This window comes from Photobacterium andalusiense, assembly GCF_900185625.1.
GTDB classification, from domain to species: domain Bacteria; phylum Pseudomonadota; class Gammaproteobacteria; order Enterobacterales; family Vibrionaceae; genus Photobacterium; species Photobacterium aquimaris.
This window is the reverse complement of the sequence record NZ_FYAJ01000011.1, coordinates 25039-51729: the sequence shown is the minus strand read 5'-3', so window position 1 is coordinate 51729 and position 26691 is coordinate 25039. Positions and strand designations below refer to the sequence as shown.

Here is a 26691-nt window from a genome sequence, read left to right as displayed (position 1 = left end):
AATTAATATTTAATACTTAAGCTGAAATCAGAGCTGTAATATTTTTCATTTAACGTTGTAGTAACACGAATTTTATTTTGGTTAGATATTTTATAACAACCAATGTTTGCATTCGGTATCACGCTTGAAGCACCAACATTCATTGAGCATTGCAATTGTAAATGCTTAACGGCTTTATTTTTTGGTAAAAATGGTTCCGGTATATTAACTTCATAAATACCGAGTGACTTTTTCACGGCAAAAAGTTGGCTAATTTTAATATCAGGACCTTGAGTGATACTAACAGAGCCAATTGAGCCATTAGACTGAACGCGAATATTGATATCATGTGATGTACGTACATATCTTAGTTCCTCAGGCGGTGTTGGTGGTGATATATTCTCGACAAATTTGATACCAGCTGCATAATCAATCCCTTTTACAAACCCTGACACGCTACCATTAAGGTGGTTTCTAAATCCCATCCAATTGTATTTATTGGTAATATCAGTGCCTGTATCTAGAACTGCTGCAACAGCTCTAGGCTCGGTATGGTGTAATTGAGACTGTAAGAACTCTAGCTCATCAGCATCGCTTTCATACTCAGCATGGTTATTTATTCTATGCTCAATTTCTGCTATTTGTTGTTTAATAGTTGCGCGTGGTGTTTTTGTACATATTAACTCGCCATTTGCATTTAGTATTGAATAAGACTGCATATCAGCAGGCTGAGAGTCTGATGAATAAGTAGCAAGTGTTTGTACAGTATATTTGATGTATTTGTTGTGACTGTTTTTTATTACCTGAGTGTTAAATGGCTCGATAGCAACAGAGTCCGTTGTAATAAAAGAAAAATAACCAGTACCAGAACAATCTGTATTTTTATAATAAGTGTTTTTTGTCAAAATAGAGGCATATTCTGGGTGATTAGAATATTTTAAGTTGCCATTAACATCCATTAAACCATTCCATTCGCCTCTAAATAAAGAAGCAATAGAATTATATTCGTGAATATAATCTTCTGGATCGTGAGTATAACCAATGAAGTTACCATTAGTATCTTGATAGTAATTACTTGACATTGATTCAGTCGCATAATTAAAAGATGAGACGAATAAACCACAAATAAGCAAAGATAATTTTTTGAAGTAGTTGTTTATCATTATAGTGACATTTTAAGTTATTATTTAGAAGTATAATAATGCCTTTGTTTTTAAAGCGCTACCTTATTGAGATTGAGTATGTTTATCATGTAAAATATATATAAAAGTTAATTAATGCTCCTATTTTTCCGCCATATCAATATGATTTTATTATATTATTAATTATAAGAATTTATACATGTGGTTTATTTGACTGCCAAAATAAAGATAATAGTGAAATACCTTTAGTGTCGATATGTGTCGATGTCGAGTGTCGACATAATCGGTGACGACATTTAATGGAGTATATAGCTACAACAAAAGTAAATTAGTGTCATGAAACCTTTTTTAACTCACTGAAATACTTAGAGTAACTTAAATTATTCCTAGTTGGCATAATTGTTGCTTTAATAGGTTTTTTTGCGATTGACTAGGTAGACAATGAAAAGCTTTGTAATTGCAGATCCTGAGAAGTGTATTGGTTGTGGCACCTGCATGGCAGCTTGTTCGACAGTACATAAACAACAAGGACTGCAAAGCCATCCCCGCCTAACCGTGGTTAAACTTGATGACGCCACTGCGCCTGTGATGTGTCGTCATTGTGAAGATGCACCTTGTGCCACTGTATGTCCAGTGCAAGCGATCACTAAGCAACAAGATCGTGTGATGCTTAATGAAACATTATGCGTCGGTTGTACGTTATGTGCTGTTGCTTGTCCTTTTGGTGCAATCGCTTTTGATGGTAGTCGACCTATTGCGATGGCAAATAGTTACGATACTTATATCCCTTCAACCATTCGTTCAAGTAACCCTTCAACTTCAATCCCCAGCACATTTGGTCAAGATATTCTTGCTTGGGAGCCTGGAGTAAAGAGCATTGCGGTTAAATGTGATTTGTGTGGTTTCCGTGAACAAGGACCAGCCTGTGCTGAAGTGTGTCCAACACAAGCGATCGTGCTAATTGACGAAGCAAATATTGCTAAAGCACGCGATATTAAACGTGAATGTGCGGCGGATAGTTCAGCATCAGCCAAAGGTGGAGCAGTAACACGATGAGTCCATTAGTTTTAGTTTGTTTTGCTTTAATAAGTTATGCCGTGGCTGCGATTCTATCGTATCAAGGGCGTAAGCATGAGCAGGAAAGTTTACGCCTTGCCGGTGTGATCAGTGCCTTTGGTGGCCTGTTTGGCATTATTGCAGGTATTAGCACCATCGTATCAGGTTACGATACTGCCGATGCTACTGCTGCAATGAGCCATTGGTTCAGCATGGATATGTTATCAGCATTAATGGTGGTGGTTATTTCTGTGGTCACCATGGCTGCGTCTGTTTATTCGATTAATTATCTTGAAGAATACTATGGCAAAGGCGGTTGGAAAGTTAATGTGCTTTTCAATATTTTTGCTGCAGCGATGACAGCCCTTGTGGTGTCAGCCAATGTAATGGTCTTTATTATTTTTATGGAGATCATTTCACTGGCTTCTTGGCTGATCGTTATCAGTGACGGTAGCGTTAAAAGTAAAAAAGCTGGCTTGCAATATTTTATTGCTGATCATGCCGCGAGCCTATTGGTTGTGGTGGCATTTATGATCGTAGCTTCCCATGCCGACAGTTATCAATTCAGCGCTATTATGCAAAATCCTGTTACAGGGGCAACAGCATCATTAGTGTTCTTGTTAGCTTTAGTAGGTTTTGGTATTAAAGCTGCTGGTATTGGTTTACATGGCTGGTTACCGAAAGCGTATCCAATTGCTCCGTCATATTGTTCAACCTTAATCTCATGTGTGATGGTTAAGATTGGCATCTACGGTATTTTGAAGTTCGCAATTTTATTCCTTGGCGCAACTCAATTGTGGTGGGGTTTCTTGGTCTTAATCTTTGGTGCAGTATCTTCTGTGCTTGGTGTTATGTATGCGTTGGCAGAACACGATATCAAACGATTATTGGCTTACCATACCATTGAAAATATCGGCATTATTTTAATTGGTGTCGGTGTGAGTATGATTGGTATTGCGTCACATCATCCAGTGTTAGCTCTACTTGGTCTATTGGGTGGTTTATACCACTTATTAAATCACGCGGTGTTCAAAGGCCTATTATGTTTAGGCTCTGGTTCAATTGTGTTTCGCATGCATACTAAAGAAATGGATGACATGGGTGGCTTAGCAAAAACAATGCCGAAAACAGCGGCTGCGTTTTTAATTGGTACATTGGCAATTTGTGCCTTACCACCATTAAATGGCTTTGTGTCTGAGTGGTTTATTTATCAGTCATTATTTAGCATGGGTAAAGTGGGTACGGTTGCTAACATGCTATTTGGCCCGTTTGGTATGGTAATGCTGGCCTTTACTGGTGCTTTAGCTTGCATGTGTTTTGTGAAAGTGTACGGTATTTGTTTTACTGGCGCGCCTAAAACAGAGCGTGCTGCAAATACTCGCGAAGTGGGTCCTGCGATGATCACTGCGACAACATCACTGGCTGTATTGTGTGTTGTACTTGGTGTATGTGCGCCGTGGATTGCACCGTATTTCTCATCAATTGCATCTTCAATGTTGAATATGGCGCCAATAACGGTTGCACATGGTTTAACGGTTTATCCTGCGGTTGCTGATCAAGCAATTCTTTCAACACCAGTAATTGCAATTGCATTGGCACTATTAACATTAGTTCCAGCAGCGTTGCTTTATGCTTTCCGTCAACGTCGTCTTGAGCGTCGTCATCAAGGTGATCCTTGGGCGTGTGGTTATCAATATGAGCAAAAAATGACGGTATCAGCGGCGAGTATTACCCGTCCGATGCGCCATATGTTTGGGTTTATTTATAACAACCGTCAGCAATCATTTACTGAACGCTTTGTATTGCCTTATCTAAGTAATGGTGGTGAAACGCCGACACTAGATGGCCGTAAAGTGTGCCGATTCTGCATTATTGCCGTAGTGGTTGTGGTGTTATTCGTTCCTCTCATTTCAGGAGTTAGTCTCTAATGTCCCCACTTGAAATGCCAACAGCGGGTTGGATCGTATTAGCGATTTTTCAAGCCATATTAATGTTGATGTTAGCGCCGCTTGCGACCGGTTTCTCTCGCGTTATTCGTGCCAAAATTCATTCGCGCCAAGGTCCGGGTGTATTACAAGACTACCGTGATATTGCCAAATTATTACGTCGTCAATCGGTTGCTCCAGCAAACTCTGGTTTTATTTTCTGGATCATGCCATGGGTGTTAGTGGTAACAATGCTATTAATTGGTATGGCATTACCAACGGTTACTCAAGTGTCACCGTTTCCTATTTCAGGTGACATTATTACCGATATTTATCTGTTAGCGATTTTCCGTTTCTTCTTTTCGTTATCAGGTATTGATTCAAACAGTATGTTTGCAGGTATGGGTAGTAGCCGTGAGTTAACACTTGGTATCTTAGTTGAGCCAATATTAATCCTAGCTATTGTTGTGGTTGCACTGAGTGTTGGTACGACTGACTTAGGCTATATCAGTCATGCGTTAGCCAATAATTCTTGGCAGCATCCACTAACTATTATTCTTGCTGGTATTGTGTGTGCATTTGCGTTGTTTATCGAAATGGGCAAACTACCGTTCGATAGTGCAGAAGCAGAACAAGAGCTACAAGAAGGCCCTGTGACAGAATATTCTGGTTCTGCATTGGCAATGGTGAAATTGGGTTTAGGTTTAAAACAACTTGTTGTTGCGCAGCTATTCCTAGCGATTTTCATCCCTTGGGGCAAAGCAAGTAGCTTGAGTTTTGGCGGTTTATTTTCAGCTACCATTATTCTGTTGATTAAATTGTTTGTGGTGTTCTTAGTTGCTGGCTTGGTTGAAAACACCATGGCACGTGTACGTTTTACTCAGGTTCATCGCGTAATTTTCCCTGCGTTTTTAGTGGCTGTATTGGCACTGATATTTTTAATTTTTGGTTGGTAAGTAATAGATATGACAAACAATACATCTCAACAATTTCACTCGCAGCCACAAGCGGGTCGTATTGGTAAAAACTATGTCGATGGTGTGAATCATTTCTTTCCATCCGCGATTATTGATGAAGAGTGGCAGACAGAAAACCAAGTTACTATCACAGTTAAAATGACCTCATTGGTTGAAGTGATGAAATGGCTTTATTACGATCAAGGTGGCTGGCTAACGGTTACTTTTGGTAATGATGAACGTAGCCTTAATGGGCATTTTGCGGTTTATCATGCGCTTTCTATGGAAGGTGAAGTAAAAAGCTGGGTAACTGTAAAAGTATTGGTTGATGCGACAAGCCAAGAGTTTATTTCTATCACATCTACTATTCCTGCTGCGGTATGGGGGGAGCGTGAGATCCGTGATATGTACGGTCTACACCCTGTAGGTTTACCCGATGAACGTCGCTTAGTATTACCTGATGATTGGCCTGAAAACCTTCACCCATTGCGTAAAGATGCGATGGATTACCGCCAGCGACCACAACCGACAACAGAAACTGAAACCTATCAGTTTGATAATCAACTGGGCGATGATAGCAACCGTATTGTACCTGTAGGTCCTTTGCATATTACTTCTGATGAACCGGGTCACTTCCGTTTGTTCGTTGATGGTGAAGACATTGTTGATGCCGACTACCGTATGTTCTATGTTCACCGCGGTATGGAAAAATTAGCTGAAACACGCATGGGTTATCATGAAGTGGCACAGCTAACTGACCGTGTGTGCGGTATTTGTGGTTTTACTCATAGTGTTGGTTACAGCAATACTATCGAAAATGCGTTATCAGTGGATGTGCCATTCCGCGCTAAGATGATCCGTACCGTATTACTTGAAGTTGAACGCTTACATAGCCATATGCTTAACATCGGTTTATCAAGCCACTTTGTTGGTTTTGACTCTGGTTTTATGCAATTTTTCCGCGTTCGTGAAAAAACCATGGAACTTGCTGAATTGCTTACTGGTGCACGTAAAACGTACGGCATGAACTTAATTGGTGGCGTGCGCCGAGATTTTCTAAAACAGCAGCGTGTACAAGGTATTGCGATGGTGAAAGAAGTTCGTCAGAAATTCTCAGAGCTGGTGGATGTATTGCTTGCAACACCTAACATTGGTAGTCGTACAGAAAATGTGGGTGTGTTATCAAAGCAGATTGCACGTGATTACAGTCCTGTCGGTCCAATGATCCGTGCTAGTGGTTTTAATCGCGATGTACGTACTGTGCATGGTCAATCATTAGAGTCATACGGTAGCGTGCCGATTGATATTCAAGTGATGGAAAATGGTGATGTATTCTCACGAGTGATGGTACGTATTCGTGAAGTGTTTGAATCATTAAATGTGATTGAATACGGTTTAGATCACTTGCCACCGGGTGCAATTTTAACTGAAGGTTTCGATTACAAGCCAAATAAATTTGCGCTGGGCTTTACTGAAGCGCCACGTGGTGAAAACGTTCACTGGAGTATGACTGGCGATAACCAGAAACTGTTCCGCTGGCGTTGTCGTGCAGCAACATACGCCAACTGGCCAACACTACGTTACATGTTACGCGGTAACACAGTCGCGGATGCACCATTAATTATCGGTAGTTTAGATCCATGTTACTCATGTACTGACCGCGTAACGATTGTTGATACTAAAAAACAGCGCAGTAAAACCATTCCTTATAAAGCGATTGAGCAGTACAGCATTGACCGCAAGAACTCGCCATTTAAGCTTTAGGAGGACATGTGTTTAAGTTATTAAAAACAGTACTTAAAACTGGTAATGTTACCACTAAGTATCCTTTTGCTCCGATGGAAGTTAATGAGGATTTTCGTGGTAAACCTGAACTCGATGCCGATCAGTGTTTATCTTGCGGAGCTTGCACTCGTGCTTGTCCTGCCAATGCATTGATCATGGAAACTGATACTAAATCAGGCACTCGTCGCTGGGAGCTTTCAACCGCACGTTGTATTTTTTGTGGTCGTTGTGAAGAAGTGTGCCCAACTCATGCGATTAAACTGACTCAGAATTTTGAGTTAGCAGTGACCAGTAAAGCTGATCTGTATGATGAAGCGGTCTTCACCTTGGCGAATTGTCGCCAATGTGATCGTCCTTTTGTTGCTCGTAAACTACTTGAATATGTGATCGATACTTTAGCGCAAAGTGGCGTTAGCGGTGAACAATTACAAGAACGCCGTAAACAGCTTGAAACTTGCCCAGAATGTCGTCGCAGCAACAATATGCTAGACAGTGAAAATGTCAGTCACCTACGTTACCTTGAGGAGCAAAAGTGAAAGGTATTAAACAATTAGTTGGCACAGCTCATACTCAAACAGTACCCGTTGAATTGCCGCCCAATAGCCAAAAGCTTAAAGATGCACTGATCAAGGAAATTCGTCGTTCAGCTTATGTCTATCGTGTTGACTGCGGTGGCTGTAATGCGTGTGAGATTGAGATTTTTGCAGCAACAACACCTATTTTTGATACCGAACGTTTTGGTATAAAAATTGTTGCCTCGCCTCGTCATGCTGATATTTTATTGTATACAGGCTCAGTAACGCGCGCGATGCGTGCACCAGCATTACGTGCTTATGAAGCAGCACCCGATCCTAAGATTGTAATTTCATATGGCGCATGTGGTTGTGATGGTGGTATTTTTCACGATCTTTACTGTGTTTGGGGTGGTACAGATAAAATTGTTCCGGTTGATGTCTATATTCCGGGATGCCCGCCAACACCTGCCGCCACTATTTTTGGATTTGCTGTTGCATTAGGGCTACTTGATCAAAAATTGAAAGCCAAGGTACACCAACCTGAAGTGCAAAAGGCGAGTTTAAAACATACCGAAATTCCATTGGATATTAAGGTGATGATTGAACGCCAAGCACGTTTACTTGCCGGTTATGTACAAGGTCAACGTATTGCAGATGATGTATTGAATGTGCTTGCAACTTGTAGTGCAGATAATGTTGACCAAAAAATCAGTGACTATCTTGCGACCAAAGATGATCCTCGTTTAACAGAAATCGTTAATATTTTGCTATCAAAAACCATGGCAGCATTAACAGGCTCTGAAGCTTGTCCTAGTGTTCAGCAAGGTTCACCGTCATGCGGAGGCTGTCAGCAATGAGTGATGTTTTAGCGGAATTAACACAATCTCGACATTTTCAAGGTCACGTCTATTTTTATACTTTAGGACGTAAGTTTGTTGATGATAGCTATGATGTGCCTGAAGAAGCTAAACAAATCATGTATTACAGCTTGGCAATTGGCCATCATTTAGGGGTGGTTGATTGTTTAAAAGCTGTGATTGAATGCGAAGGTGATGAATATCTAACATGGATCAGCGCTTTGCCACAAGACGGTGAAGCGTTCAATAAAATGAAAGGCTATTTTGTGTTTGGCGAAATTACTATTTATCCAGAACACCTTAATATGTTAGCGCTAGCTTTTGATCGAATTGATACCTCGACTCAAAATGCGCGCTCACAGCAATTAACTCGTGATTTTATAGCAGCGCTAGGCGATATTCATCGTGAACCAACCATGTATATGATGATTCGAGGAATACGCTAACTATGTTGCAGGAAGTGAATCTGTCAACCGTGATGGGCGAAAGTGTCTCTAATGATGATGTTGATCTGTCCGTTAGCAATATCGTGCTTACCGTGGGTAATAGTATGATGGGTGATGATGGCGCAGGTCCATTATTAGCGAAAATGATCAAAGACAATCCGATTGCGAATTGGAGCGTGCTAGAAGGCGGCACAATGCCTGAAGATTGCTTGCATCTTATTCGTAAAGCACAACCGCAACGTGTGATTGTAGTCGATGCGGCAGATATCGGTGAGCAAGCTGGAGAAGTCAGGATCATAGATCCAGAAACTATCGTTGATATGTATGTAGTTTCTACTCACAGTTTGCCATTAAATTTCTTAATTGATGATCTAAAAACGTTTGTGCCTGAGGTGATTTTTGTCGGCATTCAGCCAGCGATTGTGGCATTTTCATTTCCGCTAACTGAGATGGTGCAAACCGCCGTTGAAACCATTTATCAACGTTTACCTGAGTGGCAAAGCTCAGGTGGTTTTGAGCATTGTTAATGCTGCTTAGCACTGTCGATAAATAAAAAGTGTCGAAGGGTGTCGATAGTCACTGACGAACAGTGTCGAACTGAGTGGCGAGGTTAATGACATTATCGACATTAATAAAAAAGGAAGTACAGCATTGCATGTGCTTCCTTTTTTTTTGATTTAATTTCAGTTAGTTAAAAATAAATTCCGCGGGTCGTTATTTTTGGTACAATTAATGCTTAAAAGGTATTGCAGCATAAGACCATGTTGCGATATATCGATATCAACAAGGTATAGACCATGAACCGGTTTGTTTTTGCAGATCCAAATCTGTGTATTGGGTGTCGAACTTGTGAAATTGCATGTGTTGTCTCGCATCAAGCGGATGGAAAATTGACGGGTGTTGCACCAAAAGATTTTTCACCACGTTTAACCTTGGTGAAAAATGCGCATGTAACAACACCCGTAATGTGCCGTCAATGTGATGACGCACCCTGCGCGCAGGTTTGTCCTAATAACGCTATCGTTTTAGAAGATGGCTATGTAAAAGTGATTCAGTCACGTTGTATTGGGTGTAAAACCTGTGTCATTGCTTGTCCTTATGGTGCAATGAATGTCGTGACAAAGATGGTTGAAGAATCAAAAGGGGCCTCGCTATTTAAGCGCATGGTACCTAAATCTCAAGCATTGAAATGTGACTTGTGTTCTCATCGTGAAGCAGGTCCTGCGTGTGTAGAAGTTTGTCCTACTAGCGCTATTCAGATTATTGAAGCTGAAACATTACAAGAAACAAGCAAACAAAAACGTGAAGCAGCTGCGCTCAATGCTGCTGTAGCGATTGTTCGCTAAGGCGCTAAGCCCTCGTTTAAATACACATTAATAACAATTATAGCCAAAAGGTTAGTATGAAAAAATCAATTGTTGTTTGTCCCTACTGTGGTACTGGGTGCAAACTAAAGTTGGTTGTCGAAAATAACAAAGTGGTGGCAGCAGAGCCAGCAATGGGTCGTACCAATGAAGGCCAACTTTGTTTGAAAGGCTACTATGGTTGGGATTTCCTCAACGATACCAACTTATTAACACCACGCCTAAAGCAACCAATGATTCGCCGTACTCGTGAATCAGCATTAGAAGCCGTGTCTTGGGATGAAGCTATTCAATTTGCTGGCGACAAGCTAATGGCAATTAAAAAGCAATATGGTCCAGATGCGATAATGACAACAGGTTCAGCCCGCGGTCCGGGTAACGAAGCCAACTATGTGATGCAAAAATTCGCAAGGGCGGTGATCGGAACCAACAATGTTGACCACTGTGCTAGGGTGTGACACGCACCATCAGTCTCCGGTCTGGAGACAACAGTAGGTAATGGCGCAATGAGTAACGCTATTCCCGAAATTCAACTTACTAAATGCTTACTCATTTTCGGTTACAACGCGGCTGATTCTCACCCAGTTGTAGCACGACATATTCTTAAAGCCCGTGCAAATGGCGCTAAAATTATTGTATGTGACCCACGTAAGATCGAATCTGCGCGTGTTGCTGATCAATGGTTAGCGTTAAAGAACGGTTCGAACATGGCACTCGTTAATGCGTTAGCGAATGTGATTATCGAAGAAAACTTATACGACAAATCTTTCGTTGAAAATAACACTGAAGGTTTTGCTGAGTTCCGTGAAATTGCTTCGCGTTATACTCCAGAGTCTGTAGAAGAAATCACAGGTCTTAGTGCTGCAGATATTCGCATGGCGGCACGCACATATGCTGCGGCACCTGAAGCGATGATTCTATGGGGTATGGGTGTTACTCAGTATGGCCAAGCGGTTGATGTGGTTCGTGGTTTAGCTGGCTTAGCACTGTTAACTGGTAACTTTGGTCGTCCAGGTGTTGGTTGTGGTCCGGTTCGTGGTCAAAACAACGTTCAAGGCACCTGTGATATGGGTATGCTACCGAATCAGTTCCCAGGTTATCAGGATGTTTTTGTTGACGAAAACCGTGAAAAATTCGAAAAAGCATGGGGCGTAGAACTATCAGGTAAGCCGGGTTACCGCTTAACTGAGGTTGGCCACAAAGCTGACGAAGGTATTTGTAAAGCGTTTTACATCTTTGGTGAAGATCCAGCGCAAACAGAAGCCGATCTTGCAGCTATGCGTGAAACCATGCGTAAGATGGAACTGGTTATTGTTCAAGATATCTTCATGACACAAACTGCTGAATTTGCAGATGTTATCTTCCCTGCAACTAGCTGGGGCGAACATGAAGGTGTATACAGTAGTGCCGATCGTGGCTTCCAACGCTTCTATAAAGCAGTGATTCCAACCGGTAATGTGAAGCCTGACTGGGAAATCTTTAGTTTGTTAGCAACGTACATGGGTTACCCTATGTCGTATAACAATACCCAAGAGATCTGGGATGAGTTACGTTCATTGTGTCCGCTTTACGCAGGTGCAACCTACGAGAAAATGGCTGATCTAAAATCTGTACAATGGCCTTGTCCAACAGAAGATCATCCAGGTACATCGTATCTATTTGAAGGTAATAAGTTTACAACACCTTCAGGTAAAGGGATCTTCATTGGTGCAGATTGGCGTCCGCCATTAGAGCAGCCAGATGCTGAGTATCCGTTAGTATTATCAACAGTGCGCGAAGTTGGTCACTATTCTTGTCGTTCAATGACAGGTAACTGTGCTGCGTTGCAAACACTAGCGGATGAACCAGGTTATGTGCAAATGCATCCGAATGATGCCAAAGCATTGGGGATCGATGATCAACAATTAGTTTGGGTATCATCTCGTCGTGGTAAAATTATCTCACGCGCTAACTATAATGATCGTGTGAATAAAGGTGTGGTTTACATGACATACCAGTGGTGGATTGGTGCTTGTAACGAATTAACCATTGAACATGTGGATCCAATTTCAAAGACGCCTGAATTTAAATATTGTGCTGTGAAAGTAGAAAATATTGATGATCAGCCGTGGGCTGAAAATTATGTACAAACTGAGTACAGTAATTTGAAAGCACGCTTGAAAAACCATGTTGCAAATGCGTAATTATATTATTTAAATAAGACCTATTTCGTTTTATTTATAATGTATAACGCATAAATGAAAATAAGGTTTCCAAGATAAAATGTTGCTTATTTTTTATCTTGGTGCCTTATTTATTTTTTTATGAAAATAATCGCACTGATTTAATTTTTAGCTCAATAACTTAATAATATTGTTACTTTTATTTTAGTGATGCTATTGTTAGTAATTATTGATTGATATGGATCAATACTTAGTTATTAAAATACTTGAGAATTGTATAACAAATACTTGAGTTATTATTCACGATTTAAGTCATATTATCAGCAAGAGTTAATGTCAAGATGGAAAATTTTGAAAGCGATTTAATGATCTTTTCTAAAGCATTATTGTCGATTAATGATATATCAGGTGTAATAAATTTTTTAAATAATGAAAGTTTGTTATTCATCGATGCCGATCGTGTTAATATTATTTTAAAAGATGATATAAATGCTCAATCAATATTATACTACCAAGATGCTAATAAAAACTTCCAACGTTATGATTATTCAGAAGATAATCTAAGTCTTCATCATGTTGTGTCGTGTGAGTATAGTCATTATATTAATGGCGAGGAACTTTATCGAACATTTCCTCAATTATCTATCCATCCGGCATACACTAATATTCAAACTTATTGTAAAATACCGCTGCTAATAGCAAATCAGCAATTAGGAGCAATTGAATATATTAATCTCCGTTTACCGAGTTATGATGATGTAGAAAAACAATTTAAGCTGTTCAATAATATGGTTGCTGCAATGATCGAACATATTCTTGAGCATCAAATTGCTTCATCGTTAACGCAACAATTAAGTAATGAGCATAAGGATTATCAATTTTTAGTTGATATTACTAATGCTGTTATTAATCAAAGTTCAAAAAAAGAGCTGATTGGATCGCTATTACGCTTTTTATATCAACGATTTGGAATGAATGAATTATCAATCATTCAATCTCAAGATGGCCATTATAATCAATATTCTGGTGGTGGTATTGAAGGTGAAATTGATTATCAATGCCATTTTTTTACTGATGACAGCATGATTAAAAATGCGGTGGAAAATAATAAAGCGGTTATTTTAACTGCGGCTGATATTTATACCTTAAGACACGATGATAATAGTCCTTACTTTTCAACATTGGCAAAAAGTGCTTGTGTCATACCAATGATATTTCGCGGTGTAACCATTGGTTATATTTGCTATGTCAAAGCGATTGAAAGCCAATTTGAGCCAAGTGAGATTGAATTATTTAAACAAATATCAGCACGAGTGGCATTAGCAATGCACAGTATTAAAGTGCACCAATCTGCGATTCCACATCGTTCTCAAACAAAATTCATTAGCATCGAAGATAGCTATGATGAACACGCTATTTTTGATGACATTATTAGTCAAAGTGAAGTGATGAATAAGGTGCTAGAGCAGGTTGCTTTAGTTGCCAGTTGCGATAGTACGGTATTGATTTTAGGTGAATCTGGCACTGGTAAAGAACTAATTGCACGCGCCATTCATAAAATGAGTCACCGTAGTAAAACCGATATGGTAAAGATGAACTGTGCTGCGATACCAAGTGGTTTGTTTGAAAGTGAATTATTTGGTCATGAGCGTGGTGCATTTACAGGAGCGGTTACTCAACGTGTTGGTCGGTTTGAGCAAGCCCATAAAGGTACACTATTTCTTGATGAAATAGGTGATATGCCTTTGGAATTACAGCCTAAATTATTACGTGCATTACAAGAAAATGAAATTGAGCGAGTAGGTAAAAACCAGCTTATCAGTGTTGATGTACGCATTGTGGTGGCTACTAATGTCAACCTGCTGCAAATGGTACAGCAGAAGCAATTTCGTAATGACTTATATTACCGTTTGAATGTTTTCCCGATTGAAATACCGCCATTGCGTGAACGAGCAGAAGATATTCCGTTATTAGTAAAACATTTTACCCGTGAACTCGCGAAAAAAATGGGTAAAAACATTACCTCTATTGCCGCTGAAGATATGCATATTATGCAGCAATTTCCATGGCCGGGTAATGTACGTGAATTGCGTAACGTGATTGAGCGTTCAGTTATTTTAACGCGAGGCCATGTACTTAATGTACCTACACAGGAACTGGTTTCGTCGTCATCTATATTGACTAATGCAACTGTTGAAGCTGTAGAACAAGATACGGTATTACCAGCAACAGTTAAATCACCGTCACCGGTGATAGATAAACAAATGATAGTGGATGCTTTAATTCGTTGTGGCGGTGTTATTGCCGGCCCCAATGGTGCTGCTAATCAGTTAGGGTTAAAGCGAACCACCTTGTTATCGCGCATGCAAAAAATGGGTTTGAATAGCCAAGATTTTCGATTAATTAACTGAATATTATAAATAAAAAATATCATCATAGATGAGTAAAGGAAAAAGATGTTGAACACCTTCGAAGCGTTACCGGAATCAATGTTTTGTAATGCGAGTGAACGTCCTATTGTACGTTACCGTAAAGGCAAAACTGATTGTAATGAGCTTGATTACATCATTGAAGAAACACCGGTTGCAATAGCTTTTAATGGTGTTGCTTACACAGTAATGATGTGTACCCCCAATGATTTAGAACAGTTTGCAATTGGTTTTTCGTTATCTGAAGGGATCATTGACCATCATCGTGATATTCATGATATCGATATGATACCAACCTGTGACGGTATCAATATTAATGTCACCATTGCTAATCGTTGTGTGGCACGTTTACAACAAAAGCGTCGTTCACTTGCTGGGCTGACAGGTTGTGGCATTTGTGGCGAAGAAAAATTAGAAACGGTATGTCGAGCGCTTAATCCAGTCCCATCATCAGTGGAGTTTGATTTAGGTTTTCTTGACCCTGTTTTGCAACAATTATTGCGTAAACAGCAATTAAATCAGTTAACTGGTTCTGCTCATGCGGCGGTATATATCAACCAGCAAGGTCAAGTAGAAGCTATTTTTGAAGATGTTGGTCGTCACATCGCTTTAGATAAATTAGTGGGCTGTATTCATCAGCGCCAGTTAACGGGTGGTGCAGTATTAGTGACCAGTCGTGCTAGTTTTGAGATGGTTCAAAAAGCGGCAGCCGCAGGGGTTGAAGTGTTGCTAGCAATTTCTTCAGCAACCAAGATGGCTGTTGATCTGGCTGAAAAACTTAATCTGACGTTATTAGGCCATTGTCGTAATGGTCGCGCAGACGCTTATGCGCATCCTGAACGTATTACAGGGATGATTTAATAAAGCTTACGTATTGAATTTAATGCTAATAAGTGAGTCTCCTTCTTGCTTGTTGGCAATAAATCGCTCGTTAAGTCGAGGTTTGATTCTATTACATTAAGGATAAATATAAATGAAAATTAAACATGTTGTTGCCAGTGCATTTACTCTTTTTTCACCTTTCGTTTTAGCACATCCAGGCCACATTGGACCTCATACAACAACGGGTTTTATGACTGGTTTTGTTCACCCATTTACAGGTCTTGATCACTTATCAGTAATGATTGGTGTGGGTCTATTAGCAGCATTAATGGGGGGTAAAGCGGTATCACGTTTACCAATGGCATTCATTGGTATTATGGTTGTTGGGGGCGCATTAGGTGTTGCTGGTATGGTATTACCAGGCATTGAAATGGGCATTGCTTTATCAGTGATTGGTATGGGCGCAATGTTATTAGCTGGCGGTCGTCTGTCTGAAAAATTGGCAACGGGGCTAGTGATGGCGTTTGCATTATTCCATGGCATGGCGCACGGTATGGAAATGCCGCTTGATGCACAAGCAATGGAATACTTTACTGGTTTTGTGTTAGCAACTGCAATCTTACATGTATCAGGCATTGCATTAGGTAAATTAGTCATGACTTCAGCTATCAACCAACGTGTAATGCATGTGGTTGGCATTGTTATGGCAGCCTTTGGTGGCGTATTAATGCTGTCGTAATTTAGCTGGATAATCACAGTGAAAGACAACTTTGCACGACAATATATTCATATTACCGGCATTGTACAAGGGGTCGGTTTCCGCCCCTTTGTCTACCAACTGGCGTTGCAATATGCGCTTGTTGGGTGGGTAATTAATGATTCAGAAGGGGTAAAAATTGAGGCGCAAGGTAATATTGAAAACCTTGAACGTTTTATTACCTCACTTGAGCAACAAGCACCGCCTTTAAGCCGAATCGATGATATAACAGTTATATCACTCTCGTTGTGGCAATCTTCTGAAAAGCCAGCTCTATTTAGTATTGAGAAGAGTCAGCACTGTGACAGCACTACGGTGTGTGTTTCTCCTGATCAAGGGCTTTGTCATGCCTGTAAACAAGACATTGCAAATCCTGCCTCACGTTATTATCGCTATCCTTTTACCAACTGCACCCATTGTGGTCCTCGTTACAGCATTACTCGTGCTTTACCCTATGATCGGGTTACGACTAGCATGGCAAGTTTTGCATTGTGTCATGATTGCCAACAAGCATATGAAAACCCATTGGATCGTCGTTATCATGCACAGCCAATAAGCTGTAATGTCTGCGGACCGTGGACACGGTTTATTGATTATCGTGACGACGCAATAGTCGATGTCGAATTAACTCAGCAAGTGGCGATTAATCAGTTAGCGCAACGCCTTCAAGCTGGTGCGGTAGTTGCGATTAAAGGGCTCGGCGGTTTTCATCTTGTGTGTGATGGCACCAATACTGATGCTGTTGCACAATTACGTCATATTAAGCATCGTCAACAAAAGCCATTAGCAGTCATGGTTGCAGATATAGACACTGCACAACAATTAGTTACTGGTAATGTAATTGAATGGCAAGCATTAGATTCTCAAGCTCGTCCTATTGTGTTAATGCATAAGTCTCACACGATAGATTGTGGCGAATCAACGATTAACCTTGCTGATAATGTTGCACCTCATGTGCCTTACTTAGGAGTAATGTTGCCCTATACTCCGCTGCATTATTTATTATTTGCCGCATTGGAAAAAAATAACACCGCAGCGATATTGGTTATGACCAGTGCTAATGTTTCTGGTATGCCAATTGCGACTGAAATAGAGCAAATTGAACAGCAATTCTCAGGCATGATTGATAGCGTACTTGATCATAATCGGCCTATTGTTCATGCCTGTGACGACAGTGTCGTACATTATGCGGGTGAAAAAATACGTACATTGCGAATGGCGCGTGGTTATGCCCCTTATAGTCACTTTGGTCATCAAGCTGAGACAATAACCTTAGCACTTGGTGCTCAGCAGAAATCAACTATCGCACTTGCGTTACCTAAGCAATGGGTTTTATCGCCTTATATAGGTGATCTTAATAACCTTGATACTGAACAGCGCTATCAACAAACAGTGGCTGATCTGCAGCAGTTATATCAGGTGACCGCTGAGCAAATTGTGTGTGATAAACATCCGAGTTATTACTCCACAGCGTATGCAAAACAGCTGATTACTGCGACTGAAATGCCAGTAAACCGACTTCAGGTTCAACATCACCATGCGCATATTTTAGCGGTAATGGCAGAGTTTAATCTTACTGAACCTGTGTTAGGTTTTACTTTTGACGGTACGGGTTGGGGGGATGATGACACAGTGTGGGGAGGGGAAGTATTACTTGCATCATGCCAAGACTACCAACGTATTGGTAAATTACGACCTTTCCGTCTTATTGGTGGTGAACAAGCAATCAAACAACCAGCACGGCTATTATTTGCGATGTTACTTGAGTGCTATGCGCTTGATGATATTAAAGCGATGCAATTAAGTGCCTTTTCAACATGGACAGAAGCACATTTTAATAATCTGCATCAGCTATGGCAAAGTGGCAGTCGTTCTCCCTATACCTCTTCAATTGGTCGACTGATTGATGCTTGGGCTTGCTTATTAGGGTTAGTTGATAAGGTTAATTACGAAGGTCAATGTGGGCTGCTATTGGAACAAGCGGCGAAGCAGAATATCTATCATATTCCATTATCATTTCAGATTTCAGCGGCTGGTATCATTGATTGGCAGCCTTTATTTACACATGTATTGCCTTTGGTGAGTGATGTCAGTGACGAGCGACGTCAACCATGGATTAATAGTTTGGCACACAGTATGTTGATGGCGATTGCAAAAATGATCGCGACTATAGCAAAACAATATCCTAGTCATGCGGTAGTTCTTGGTGGCGGAGTGTTTCAAAATCGGGTGCTGGTCGATCATATTTATCGCCAATTTTCGGAACACTCACAGCCGCTTTATTGTGGTGAAAAGTTACCGTCTAATGATGGTGCTATTGCTGCAGGACAATTGTGGTATGCGCTACATCACCAATCTATTAAGTCACCGAGCGAATCACAGGAAGCGTAATAATGCATGAGTTATCACTGAGTATAAATACGGTTGATACCGTGGTAGAACAGGCTAAAAAACAAGGCTTTAAGCGCGTGACAAGTGTGACATTAGCCATTGGTACACTGTCATGTATTGAACCTCAAGCATTAGCTACGGGGTTTGAATTTGCTAGCCGTGGCACTATTGCCGCAGACGCTCAATTGAAGATTGAATCTGTTGCGGCTCGAGTATGGTGCTTAGATTGTCAGCAACATGTAGCAATTCCAGAACGTGGTGTTAGTTGTCCACGCTGTCAGGGCTATCAATTAAAAGTTGAAGCTGGCGATGAATTAATGATTAAACATATCGAGGTTGAGTAATATGTGTAACGTATGCGGTTGTGGAGATAGCCGAATTGAAGGTCACTCTCACGAACATTCTCATGATCATAGCCATGATGATCACCATCATCCACATCAGCATAATGATCACCATCATGCCGTGACGGATGTACCACAGTCAGTAGTGATCCATCATCATTATCATCATCAGGGTGATGTTCATCATCATGTTCATTATACGTTACCTGTAGGTGCTATGCCTCAGCAAGCAACGCATGGACATCATCATGAGCATGAAACTAATCATCAACATCAACATCAACATTCACATGATCATGCCCATGATGGCGATAATCATCATACGCACCATCAACCGGAGCGTTTGAATAGTGGTGATCTTCATTATGGTAAGGGTGAAGCTGAAGTCCATGTTGCAGGTGTTTCACAACGGCAACTACTCACACTAGAAATGGATATATTAGGTAATAATAATCAACTAGCAGCTCATAACCGTGAGCATTTTATTGAAAACCAGCAATTGGTGCTAAATTTAGTCTCAAGTCCAGGTTCTGGTAAAACAACATTGTTAACCGAAACATTGATGCAATTAAAAGATCACTGTGCTTGTGCTGTGATTGAAGGTGATCAACAAACCACTAATGATGCTGATCGTATTCGTGCAACGTCAGTACCTGCGATTCAAGTCAATACTGGTAAAGGCTGCCATCTTGACGCTCAAATGATCCATGATGCTTATCATCAATTGGCAATTAACCAACCTGGCTTTTTGTTTATCGAAAATGTGGGTAATTTAGTCTGTCCTGCCAGTTTTGATCTTGGTGAAGCATCTAAAGTTGCTATTTTATCGGTGACTGAAGGTGAAGATAAACCACTTAAATATCCAAATATGTTTGCAGCTGCAGATTTAATGATCATTAATAAAATCGATTTGCTGCCTTATGTTGATGTTAATATCGATGATTGCGTTGCTAATGCACGTAAAGTAAATCCTGAAATTCAAGTGATTAAGCTGTCAGCTAAAACTGGAGAGGGTATGGATGCATGGCTCAATTGGTTAACTGAAAATCGTCAGCAATTGTAATTAATGACTGTATTTTTGTAAGAATTAATATGCTGTATATATCGATATTATATATACAGCTTTTTTAATATTTTTATTCAACATTGATATTGAAGAATAATAAGTGATAGTGTTCAAAAAAACGTTTAAATAGCTAAATTAGTACTATCATTTTTTTTATTTATCTATAAAATCCCGCGCACATTGCTAACAGAGCTTAAGCGCGTACTTGCGTAATGTCTCTTATTAGCGACAATTTTGACGATAAATAACGTAAGTAGCCAATGAAAACACACTCCTTTGTTGCAGCAGCAGTACTACTATTATCTGGCTGTGATATCACCACTGAAACACGTCAACCGCCAACGGTTAAAGATATTGAAATGTGCCAACAGCGTATTGCGGTGAAAACCAATTACTCAGTAACAGCAATGTCTGATAATCAGTTAGATAATAAATCTAAGGATAACCGTGGTTGGGTATATGTAAATTATCAAAAAGATAATAATCGGGGATACCTAAAATTTCGATGTAACTCAAGTTATGTCGAAGTCTGGGCGGCAGGTGCTGCAATGTGGACTGGTTTATAAGTGATTTTTAGATGCTCATACTAATATTAGTATGAGCATTTTTTATGCGTGTTCGTTACTATTTAAAATTGTGATGTTGTAATCAGAGTTGGAAACAGATCAGTATTTTTATAATGATACTGGATTATATATTCCCCATGGATTGGCAGCATTATAAAATAGAGTAATTCGTAGCAATTGTTCTTAACGATACTATCAATGGTTTTTAATGCTATTGCATTACTCAGTGTCATTGGAAGTTCGCAATATGGTGTTATAAATAAATAGGTATCATTTTCCACCTGAGCGACAACTTCAGTTATATCTTCTTTATTATCAAACCGTTGTGGTTTTTTATTTTTCGTTAGTGGTTGTCTAATCACACGCTGAATAACACGGTAGTATTCATATTCAGTCCAACAACATAAGATATTGCCAAATAATGCGATAGCTTGTTTCTCGATTTCAATGTAATAAGGAGCAAGGCTATCTAGAGGCACAATGCCATTAATAGATTGTGCATAATCACTTGTAATGCACTGATAAAGATTATCTGTTTGGTATGGCATTAAGTGATTAATGGTTTCTATTCGCGCATTGACTAATGTAGAAAAGAAGTCAGTATCGTCATGCAAATGGATATGCTCATCAATAAATTGGAGAAAGTTGTGTTGTATTGTTGATTGATGAGTGCATGTAGAAATAACTGAACTCATGATTACATTGGTGTGCATCGCATAATATACTCGATAAAAAAATGACCAATGAATTGTAATTAATTCATTAATCAAATAATGCATGGTGATGTATATACTGTGATAGTTATCAAATAAAACCAGCCACTATTTTAGCATTTGGGCATTATGTTCCATTTTGGTATTTTTGGTTGTCATTCAATGTTCTTGTGGTATTTGTTGCAGATGTTTTTACTTATTTCATGGTAAGGTTTTATAAAATATTGCTGGTTTACTTCAATGGCTCTTACTTTTTTAAATCAAAATCGACACTAAGATCTATGATGTCAGTCGCAAAAAATATGCACTATTAAATATGGCATAATTTTTATTTGTGATCAGCCCTGATTGGTTTTTATTTAAAATTTTCATTGCTCGATTTGTCGTTATTATATTGCGATGTTTTTAAAAAGTAATGCCATAAGATTTAATATTTGGTCAAAACAATGTCATGCAGGTATTGTTTATTTTATTGATGTTAAAGGAATAATATGAGTAAATTTTTTTGGCTTGCTTGGGTTTGTGTCACACTATTACCTATCCATGCTAAGGCGTCTGAGTGGAATTCATCAGGTATTGATGGCCATTATGTTTTATCATCGTTGATTGATGAGCAACAGGGGCAGAGAAAAGTTTTATTTTCATTGTATAAAGCCAAGTATAACAATAATGGCTTTGAGCGTTTTTTAAGCCAATGTAATAAAAATGGTTTTGATAAAACGGTATCAATGACCATAAACGGTCAAAAAGTACAAATGGATAAGATTTGTCGTAGAACAGAAGATAGTAAAAATTATTGGGTATATACGCCAACCACCAATGAGGGATTGGCATTTTTAATTACACAATTTAAATATACTGAAACGGTTAATATCCATAAAGTATTTGTTAACATTTATAATCAAAATACAGATTTGAATTTTAGGATCTCAGCTAAAGGTTTTGCGCAATCATGGAATAAATCAAGTCAAATACTTTAATGGTGCAAGTGTAATTTGATTATATTTAAGAGGCGGTATCAAGAGATTGATATCGTTTTTTAGTTTTAGCAAATAGAGTGGAGCGGATAACGGGAATCGAACCCGTGTCATTAGCTTGGGAAGCTAAGGTAATACCATTATACGATATCCGCTATGTATATTAACAATAAACATTTGTACGGTTGTGGTCAAGATAATCGACTGTTTAATCTAGGATTTATACGAAAGATGAATAAATTGCGCTATTATAAATAGTGGTTGTTTAAAATATCAACAATTGCTATTTAAAACGATGAGTAAGTGAAACCGTGAAATCCTGTTTATTTTTATAGTATACATAACCAATATTTATGCCTGTATCTATTAGGTGGCTTTGCACTCTACAGTTACCATGGATTTATGTAACAAAATGCGTATATCGAATGATATTTATATTCATAATATTTGATATGACTTAGAATGCACCCACATAAATGTCATCACTACATGAAGCAATACCATGCAGTGATTTCATGTTACTTTTAATGCATTCTGAAGTATTAATAATGAAGTTAAAAATAACCCCATCGAGTTTAGCGATAGTCACTGCCTTATTATTAATATTAGTCGCGATTGAATTGTTTTTTTTAAACGAAAAAAAACAAATAGAACTACAAAATAATCAAAAAAATTTAGCTTTAGAGCTATGTGTATCAAAGATTATTAATAATGAAATTAATGATATGGTTATAAGCTTAAAAACATTTAATTCTTTATTTAAATTAAATAATTATAATCCATCTAAGTTTGAATCATTAGCGAAAGAGATAATCGCAATAAATAATACCATTTCAGAATTACAATTTGCCACAAGGGATAATTAAAATGACGTATCCTCATTCAGACGTTAATTCACCCATTGGGCATAATTTAAATCGTTTAAAGAAAAGAAAAAAGGGTGTCTCATTATCAATTAAAAGTAAAAATTTTACTTTAATTGGTCCGGTTAAATTAATTCAAAATGATAAGTTAGCATTTATATTAAGATTACCTATTTTTGATAGTAATATGAACTTCTCTGGTTTTATTATTGCGATTAGTGATATTAACTCTTTTGCTAATAATTTGAATTTTAAAAGTTTGTTTTATAAGGTTGAAGGTTTTAATCCTGATGGTGAAATACTAACAATTTTTGATAATCGTCCCAATAAATCAGGCGATATTGTTAATGTTTTCAATGTTGGTGTTCCTAATGGTCAGTTGGTTTTTTCAAGATCAAAGATTGACGATAATAGTTTTAAATTGAATATTATTCGTGGTTTTTTGTATTTAATTGTTGGTGCTTTTTTGTTTTATATTTATAAGCGGGAGCATAAGTTAATATTAAAAAACAGGCTGATTATTGATAGCAATAATATGTTAAAGCAGGTTTCTTTTACGGATGAACTCACGAAGGTTGCTAATCGCAGATATATGAATGAAAAAATAGAGATTATATTTTCAGCTGATATTCCTTTAACGCATAGCCTTGCTTTTTTAGATATAGATCATTTTAAAAAAGTGAATGATACTTATGGCCATGATGCTGGTGACGAGGTTCTAAAAATATTTGCTGATATCTGTATTAATAACATACGCTCTACTGATGTGTTTGCTCGTTGGGGAGGAGAGGAGTTTATATTATTTATGGATGACACCAATAAAGATCAGGCAGAAGAAGTCTGCTTACGTATTTTAACTGCTATTGAGCAACATCCTTTCTTATTTGGAGATCACACTATTCGTATTACGACCTCAATTGGGTTAACAGAATTTTCACCACCTAATGATCAAATAGAAGCGGTACTAAAGCATATCGATAAAGCACTGTATTGCTCTAAAAAGAATGGTCGAAACTGTATTACTATTCTATAAACAACAACAGTATTAACTGTGACATAACAGTTAATACTTCCAATAGCGCATATTAGATTGATAGTAAACGAGACATGGCAATTGCATTTGAGCCGTAACTTATAGGCACTTTAAGCGAGTTATCAGTAATGAAATCAAATTTCTGCCAAAATGGAGCTGAATTTTGGACTGAAATTAATGAGGTTGATTGATAATCCATAGTCTTAAGAGTTACAAATAAGTGGTTGATTAATAAAGAAGGTAGTCCTTGTCCTTGTGATGCTGGTGTAATCGCTAAATCATGAAGATGTAAATGCGTACTATTTATGTCTTGGGTTGCTTGATTTAACTGAGGTAGAGATTTTTTATCGCAAGGATGACTAATCAGATAGCCGACAACCTGATGTTCATCATCAAGACATACAAAACATGTTTGTGGTGATATCGCTATTTTTGTTTTTAAAACAGCCATAGATTCACAATAATCATCGCCATAAGCTAATTGTTGAATACGTTCTATTTGATACCAATGCGATGACGTTATGGGGCTTAGTTTCATTTTTTTACTCTTATTGATTGTTTTCTTACTTATACATAGTGCTTTTAACCAATGCAATGCGAACACTTAGACTGTTATTCAATCATTTGTAACCAAAGTTGTATTTGCTGGTATTGTTATGTTATAACATAACTCTATTGTGGCGGTAGCGTCACTGAATGGTCTTTGTGCTAAATAATAAAAGAATAGAGTAATGATTCGTCAACAAAATCCACCAACCAGGCGCTCAAAATGTAATGATATAACATATCAAAAAAAGCCAAGCTATCAAAATTCATTATTGCTAACCGGTGTATACCAACGGAGTGCTATCGGTTTGACGATAATTACTTTGTTGTGGTGGACGCTAAGTTATTTTATTTAGGTAATAGTATGATTTCATTGGTTAATTTTACAGCCAGCTACCGTAATAATATTGCATTGGATAGCATATATTGCACCATTAATGATGGCGATTTAGTGGCTATCGTAGGTCCGAATGGTGCAGGAAAATCAACGTTATTAAAAGCACTTATGCAGCAAATAACACCGACAGCAGGCGAGGTGTGCTTAGGTAAGTACACCATGAAAGATATCGCTTATTTGCCGCAGAGTAGTCACATCGATCGTAATTTTCCAATTACTGTTGCAGAGTTCGTTTCCGCGGGGGCTTGGCGTCGTAGTTCATTTTGGCGCTGTTTTTCGCAACAAGAATCGAATCACATGGCTCAAGCATTAGAAACAGTGCAGTTGTCAGGGATGGAAACTCGTCAAATTAGTGAGTTATCAGGAGGGCAATTTCAGCGGATGTTATTTGCGCGAATGCTGCTGCAAGATGCACAAATATTATTATTAGATGAGCCTTTTGCTGCAATTGATGCACAAACATCTGAAGATTTAATGGCAGTAATAAAACGGTGTCAGCAGCAAGGTAAAACCGTCATAGCAGTCATGCACGATTTATCGTTAGTTGCTCGTTATTTTCCTAGCGCAATTTTAGTTGCTACACAGTTAGTCGCGAGCGGTGATACTAAAACAGTGCTTCAAAGTCATTATTTACAGCGAGCTGGGTATCAAGCTTATCTCACCCCTTGCTTTGATAAAATTCAGTCTTTATCGACATTAGCTCCTATCGCAATGAACGTGCAGCAGGAATGTGGTCATGACTGAGGTAATACACTTTTTAACTCAACCTTTTAGTGATTTTAATTTTATGCAGCGTGCCCTATGGGGATGTTTGTTATTAAGTATCAGTGGTACACCGATCGGGGTCTTTTTAACCTTGCGTCGAATGAGCTTAACCGGTGATGCCATGTCACATGCGATTTTACCAGGCGCTGCAATTGGTTTTTTAATTTCAGGGATATCTGTGACTGCGATGACGATTGGTGGTGTTATTGCAGGTTGCATTGTGGCTCTTTTAGCCGGTATTGCAGCACGGCATTCAAAAGCTGAAGAAGATGCAAGTATGGCTGCTTTTTATTTATTGTCTCTAGCTTTAGGTGTACTCATTATTTCTACCAAAGGCAGCAATATGGATTTATTGCATGTTTTATTTGGTTCGACATTAGCACTTAATAATGCCGCCTTGATTCTGCTGACATTAATTGCATCGATAACAGTGTTTACATTAGCTGTGCTGTATCGACCTTTGGTCATGGAGTGTGTTGATCCTGCTTTTTTTAAGACTGTTAGTAAGCTTAGTGGCGTTGCTCATTATGGTTTTTTACTGCTATTGGTGCTTAACCTCGTTGCAGGTTTTCAGGCGCTGGGCACATTAATGGCTGTTGGATTAATGATCTTACCAGCAACCATTGCTCGATTTTGGAGTGGTCGCTTAGGTGGCATGTTTATTATTGCGTTTGTTGCTTCGATTAGCAGCTGTTATGTCGGTTTAATTGTTTCATATTATTTAGGTTTTGCAACCAGTCCATCTATCGTACTGGTGATGGGAGTGTTGTATTTGTTGTCACTATTATTTGGTCGCCAAGGTGGCATTATTTTTAAAAATTGGAGTAAAAGTTAA

25 protein-coding genes and 1 tRNA gene are annotated in these 26691 nt (G+C 38.7%); 22 read left to right on the top strand and 4 right to left on the bottom strand.

Annotation, left to right across the window (positions count from 1 at the left end; all coding sequences use genetic code 11):
* Positions 1-2 precede the first annotated feature (2 nt).
* Entirely contained in the window at positions 3-1061 is a 1059-nt protein-coding gene (locus PAND9192_RS17665; RefSeq protein ID WP_144018111.1) for a hypothetical protein, read from the bottom strand.
* 501 nt (positions 1062-1562) lie between these two features.
* On the opposite strand from PAND9192_RS17665, the gene PAND9192_RS17660 reads away from it, so the two are divergent.
* From PAND9192_RS17660 to PAND9192_RS17580, 17 genes are all read left to right on the top strand, one after another.
* Positions 1563-2177 carry a 4Fe-4S dicluster domain-containing protein gene (locus tag PAND9192_RS17660; RefSeq protein WP_060997191.1) on the top strand — a complete coding sequence of 205 codons (615 nt, stop codon included), beginning with the start codon at positions 1563-1565 and terminating at the stop codon, positions 2175-2177.
* Positions 2174-4105, top strand: a complete 1932-nt coding sequence (locus tag PAND9192_RS17655; protein WP_087854797.1) for a proton-conducting transporter transmembrane domain-containing protein — start codon at positions 2174-2176, stop codon at positions 4103-4105. The genes PAND9192_RS17660 and PAND9192_RS17655 overlap by 4 nt, the downstream gene beginning before the upstream one ends.
* Positions 4105-5058 carry a respiratory chain complex I subunit 1 family protein gene (locus tag PAND9192_RS17650; RefSeq protein ID WP_087845336.1) on the top strand — a complete coding sequence of 318 codons (954 nt, stop codon included), beginning with the start codon at positions 4105-4107 and terminating at the stop codon, positions 5056-5058. Before PAND9192_RS17655 ends, PAND9192_RS17650 begins: the two co-directional genes overlap by 1 nt.
* 9 nt (positions 5059-5067) lie before the next feature.
* Entirely contained in the window at positions 5068-6822 is a 1755-nt protein-coding gene (locus tag PAND9192_RS17645; protein ID WP_087854796.1) for a hydrogenase large subunit, read from the top strand.
* An 8-nt stretch (positions 6823-6830) separates the two neighbouring features.
* Entirely contained in the window at positions 6831-7379 is a 549-nt protein-coding gene (locus PAND9192_RS17640) for a formate hydrogenlyase complex iron-sulfur subunit (RefSeq protein WP_087854795.1), read from the top strand.
* Positions 7376-8215, top strand: a complete 840-nt coding sequence (locus tag PAND9192_RS17635; protein WP_087854794.1) for an NADH-quinone oxidoreductase subunit B family protein — start codon at positions 7376-7378, stop codon at positions 8213-8215. Before PAND9192_RS17640 ends, PAND9192_RS17635 begins: the two co-directional genes overlap by 4 nt.
* Positions 8212-8661, top strand: a complete 450-nt coding sequence (locus PAND9192_RS17630) for a formate hydrogenlyase maturation HycH family protein (protein ID WP_087854793.1) — start codon at positions 8212-8214, stop codon at positions 8659-8661. Before PAND9192_RS17635 ends, PAND9192_RS17630 begins: the two co-directional genes overlap by 4 nt.
* A 32-nt stretch (positions 8662-8693) precedes the next feature.
* The gene (gene hycI, locus PAND9192_RS17625) at positions 8694-9188 is read left to right on the top strand and encodes a hydrogenase maturation peptidase HycI (RefSeq protein WP_087854814.1); all 495 of its coding nucleotides are present in this window, start codon (positions 8694-8696) and stop codon (positions 9186-9188) included.
* Positions 9189-9458: 270 nt separating this feature from the next.
* Positions 9459-10007, top strand: coding sequence for a 4Fe-4S dicluster domain-containing protein (locus PAND9192_RS17620; protein WP_087821741.1), 549 nt, complete (start codon positions 9459-9461; stop codon positions 10005-10007).
* A gap of 56 nt (positions 10008-10063) precedes the next feature.
* A complete protein-coding gene (fdhF, locus tag PAND9192_RS17615; RefSeq protein WP_087854792.1) occupies positions 10064-12208 on the top strand; it encodes a formate dehydrogenase subunit alpha in 2145 nt (714 codons plus the stop codon).
* Positions 12209-12528: 320 nt separating this feature from the next.
* A complete protein-coding gene (locus PAND9192_RS17610; protein WP_087854791.1) occupies positions 12529-14598 on the top strand; it encodes a sigma 54-interacting transcriptional regulator in 2070 nt (689 codons plus the stop codon).
* A 45-nt stretch (positions 14599-14643) separates the two neighbouring features.
* The gene (gene fdhD, locus PAND9192_RS17605) at positions 14644-15477 is read left to right on the top strand and encodes a formate dehydrogenase accessory sulfurtransferase FdhD (RefSeq protein ID WP_060997180.1); all 834 of its coding nucleotides are present in this window, start codon (positions 14644-14646) and stop codon (positions 15475-15477) included.
* Between the two features lie 112 nt (positions 15478-15589).
* Positions 15590-16177, top strand: coding sequence for a HupE/UreJ family protein (locus PAND9192_RS17600; protein ID WP_087854790.1), 588 nt, complete (start codon positions 15590-15592; stop codon positions 16175-16177).
* A gap of 18 nt (positions 16178-16195) precedes the next feature.
* Complete coding sequence (gene hypF / locus PAND9192_RS17595; RefSeq protein ID WP_087854789.1) at positions 16196-18586, top strand: carbamoyltransferase HypF; 2391 nt, start codon at positions 16196-16198, stop codon at positions 18584-18586.
* 2 nt (positions 18587-18588) lie between these two features.
* Positions 18589-18930, top strand: a complete 342-nt coding sequence (gene hypA, locus PAND9192_RS17590) for a hydrogenase maturation nickel metallochaperone HypA (protein WP_065167118.1) — start codon at positions 18589-18591, stop codon at positions 18928-18930.
* A gap of 1 nt (position 18931) precedes the next feature.
* Complete coding sequence (hypB, locus tag PAND9192_RS17585) at positions 18932-19993, top strand: hydrogenase nickel incorporation protein HypB (RefSeq protein ID WP_087854788.1); 1062 nt, start codon at positions 18932-18934, stop codon at positions 19991-19993.
* A gap of 263 nt (positions 19994-20256) precedes the next feature.
* Positions 20257-20562, top strand: a complete 306-nt coding sequence (locus PAND9192_RS17580; protein WP_087854787.1) for a hypothetical protein — start codon at positions 20257-20259, stop codon at positions 20560-20562.
* Positions 20563-20624: 62 nt separating this feature from the next.
* Here the strand turns inward: PAND9192_RS17580 and PAND9192_RS17575 are convergent, their stop codons facing one another.
* Positions 20625-21275, bottom strand: a complete 651-nt coding sequence (locus PAND9192_RS17575) for an acyl-homoserine-lactone synthase (protein WP_144018110.1) — start codon at positions 21273-21275, stop codon at positions 20625-20627.
* Positions 21276-21766: 491 nt separating this feature from the next.
* Between PAND9192_RS17575 and PAND9192_RS17570 the strand changes: the two genes are divergently transcribed.
* Positions 21767-22255 carry a hypothetical protein gene (locus tag PAND9192_RS17570; RefSeq protein WP_087854785.1) on the top strand — a complete coding sequence of 163 codons (489 nt, stop codon included), beginning with the start codon at positions 21767-21769 and terminating at the stop codon, positions 22253-22255.
* Positions 22256-22333: 78 nt separating this feature from the next.
* Here PAND9192_RS17570 and PAND9192_RS17565 read toward each other — a convergent pair.
* Positions 22334-22407 (bottom strand) — tRNA-Gly (locus PAND9192_RS17565).
* Between the two features lie 393 nt (positions 22408-22800).
* Here PAND9192_RS17565 and PAND9192_RS17560 point away from each other — a divergent pair.
* A complete protein-coding gene (locus PAND9192_RS17560) occupies positions 22801-23118 on the top strand; it encodes a hypothetical protein (protein ID WP_144018109.1) in 318 nt (105 codons plus the stop codon).
* Between the two features lies 1 nt (position 23119).
* Positions 23120-24148, top strand: coding sequence for a sensor domain-containing diguanylate cyclase (locus PAND9192_RS17555; RefSeq protein ID WP_087854783.1), 1029 nt, complete (start codon positions 23120-23122; stop codon positions 24146-24148).
* A gap of 52 nt (positions 24149-24200) precedes the next feature.
* Here the strand turns inward: PAND9192_RS17555 and PAND9192_RS17550 are convergent, their stop codons facing one another.
* On the bottom strand, positions 24201-24686 hold the full coding sequence (locus PAND9192_RS17550; protein WP_087854782.1) for a GNAT family N-acetyltransferase: 486 nt from the start codon (positions 24684-24686) through the stop codon (positions 24201-24203).
* A gap of 372 nt (positions 24687-25058) precedes the next feature.
* Between PAND9192_RS17550 and PAND9192_RS17545 the strand changes: the two genes are divergently transcribed.
* Together PAND9192_RS17545 and PAND9192_RS17540 are read left to right on the top strand one after the other, a co-directional pair.
* Entirely contained in the window at positions 25059-25835 is a 777-nt protein-coding gene (locus PAND9192_RS17545) for a metal ABC transporter ATP-binding protein (protein WP_087854812.1), read from the top strand.
* Positions 25828-26691 (top strand): metal ABC transporter permease, encoded by an 864-nt coding sequence (locus PAND9192_RS17540; protein ID WP_087854781.1) that lies wholly within the window; start codon positions 25828-25830, stop codon positions 26689-26691. The genes PAND9192_RS17545 and PAND9192_RS17540 overlap by 8 nt, the downstream gene beginning before the upstream one ends.

What these genes read in the sequence shown, in the direction of transcription:
- PAND9192_RS17655 (WP_087854797.1), top strand. Translation starts at nt 2,174, where the DNA reads ATGAGTCCATTAGTTTTAGTTTGTTTTGCTTTAATAAGTTATGCCGTG.
- hypB (WP_087854788.1), top strand. Translation starts at nt 18,932, where the DNA reads ATGTGTAACGTATGCGGTTGTGGAGATAGCCGAATTGAAGGTCACTCT.
- PAND9192_RS17650 (WP_087845336.1), top strand. Translation starts at nt 4,105, where the DNA reads ATGTCCCCACTTGAAATGCCAACAGCGGGTTGGATCGTATTAGCGATT.
- PAND9192_RS17540 (WP_087854781.1), top strand. Translation starts at nt 25,828, where the DNA reads ATGACTGAGGTAATACACTTTTTAACTCAACCTTTTAGTGATTTTAAT.
- PAND9192_RS17665 (WP_144018111.1), bottom strand. Translation starts at nt 1,061, where the DNA reads ATGTCAAGTAATTACTATCAAGATACTAATGGTAACTTCATTGGTTAT.
- PAND9192_RS17575 (WP_144018110.1), bottom strand. Translation starts at nt 21,275, where the DNA reads ATGCACACCAATGTAATCATGAGTTCAGTTATTTCTACATGCACTCAT.
- PAND9192_RS17580 (WP_087854787.1), top strand. Translation starts at nt 20,257, where the DNA reads ATGAAAACACACTCCTTTGTTGCAGCAGCAGTACTACTATTATCTGGC.
- hypA (WP_065167118.1), top strand. Translation starts at nt 18,589, where the DNA reads ATGCATGAGTTATCACTGAGTATAAATACGGTTGATACCGTGGTAGAA.
- PAND9192_RS17560 (WP_144018109.1), top strand. Translation starts at nt 22,801, where the DNA reads ATGAAGTTAAAAATAACCCCATCGAGTTTAGCGATAGTCACTGCCTTA.
- PAND9192_RS17555 (WP_087854783.1), top strand. Translation starts at nt 23,120, where the DNA reads ATGACGTATCCTCATTCAGACGTTAATTCACCCATTGGGCATAATTTA.
- PAND9192_RS17630 (WP_087854793.1), top strand. Translation starts at nt 8,212, where the DNA reads ATGAGTGATGTTTTAGCGGAATTAACACAATCTCGACATTTTCAAGGT.
- PAND9192_RS17545 (WP_087854812.1), top strand. Translation starts at nt 25,059, where the DNA reads ATGATTTCATTGGTTAATTTTACAGCCAGCTACCGTAATAATATTGCA.
- PAND9192_RS17550 (WP_087854782.1), bottom strand. Translation starts at nt 24,686, where the DNA reads ATGAAACTAAGCCCCATAACGTCATCGCATTGGTATCAAATAGAACGT.
- PAND9192_RS17610 (WP_087854791.1), top strand. Translation starts at nt 12,529, where the DNA reads ATGGAAAATTTTGAAAGCGATTTAATGATCTTTTCTAAAGCATTATTG.
- PAND9192_RS17570 (WP_087854785.1), top strand. Translation starts at nt 21,767, where the DNA reads ATGAGTAAATTTTTTTGGCTTGCTTGGGTTTGTGTCACACTATTACCT.
- PAND9192_RS17600 (WP_087854790.1), top strand. Translation starts at nt 15,590, where the DNA reads ATGAAAATTAAACATGTTGTTGCCAGTGCATTTACTCTTTTTTCACCT.
- hycI (WP_087854814.1), top strand. Translation starts at nt 8,694, where the DNA reads ATGGGCGAAAGTGTCTCTAATGATGATGTTGATCTGTCCGTTAGCAAT.
- PAND9192_RS17660 (WP_060997191.1), top strand. Translation starts at nt 1,563, where the DNA reads ATGAAAAGCTTTGTAATTGCAGATCCTGAGAAGTGTATTGGTTGTGGC.
- PAND9192_RS17645 (WP_087854796.1), top strand. Translation starts at nt 5,068, where the DNA reads ATGACAAACAATACATCTCAACAATTTCACTCGCAGCCACAAGCGGGT.
- fdhD (WP_060997180.1), top strand. Translation starts at nt 14,644, where the DNA reads ATGTTGAACACCTTCGAAGCGTTACCGGAATCAATGTTTTGTAATGCG.
- PAND9192_RS17620 (WP_087821741.1), top strand. Translation starts at nt 9,459, where the DNA reads ATGAACCGGTTTGTTTTTGCAGATCCAAATCTGTGTATTGGGTGTCGA.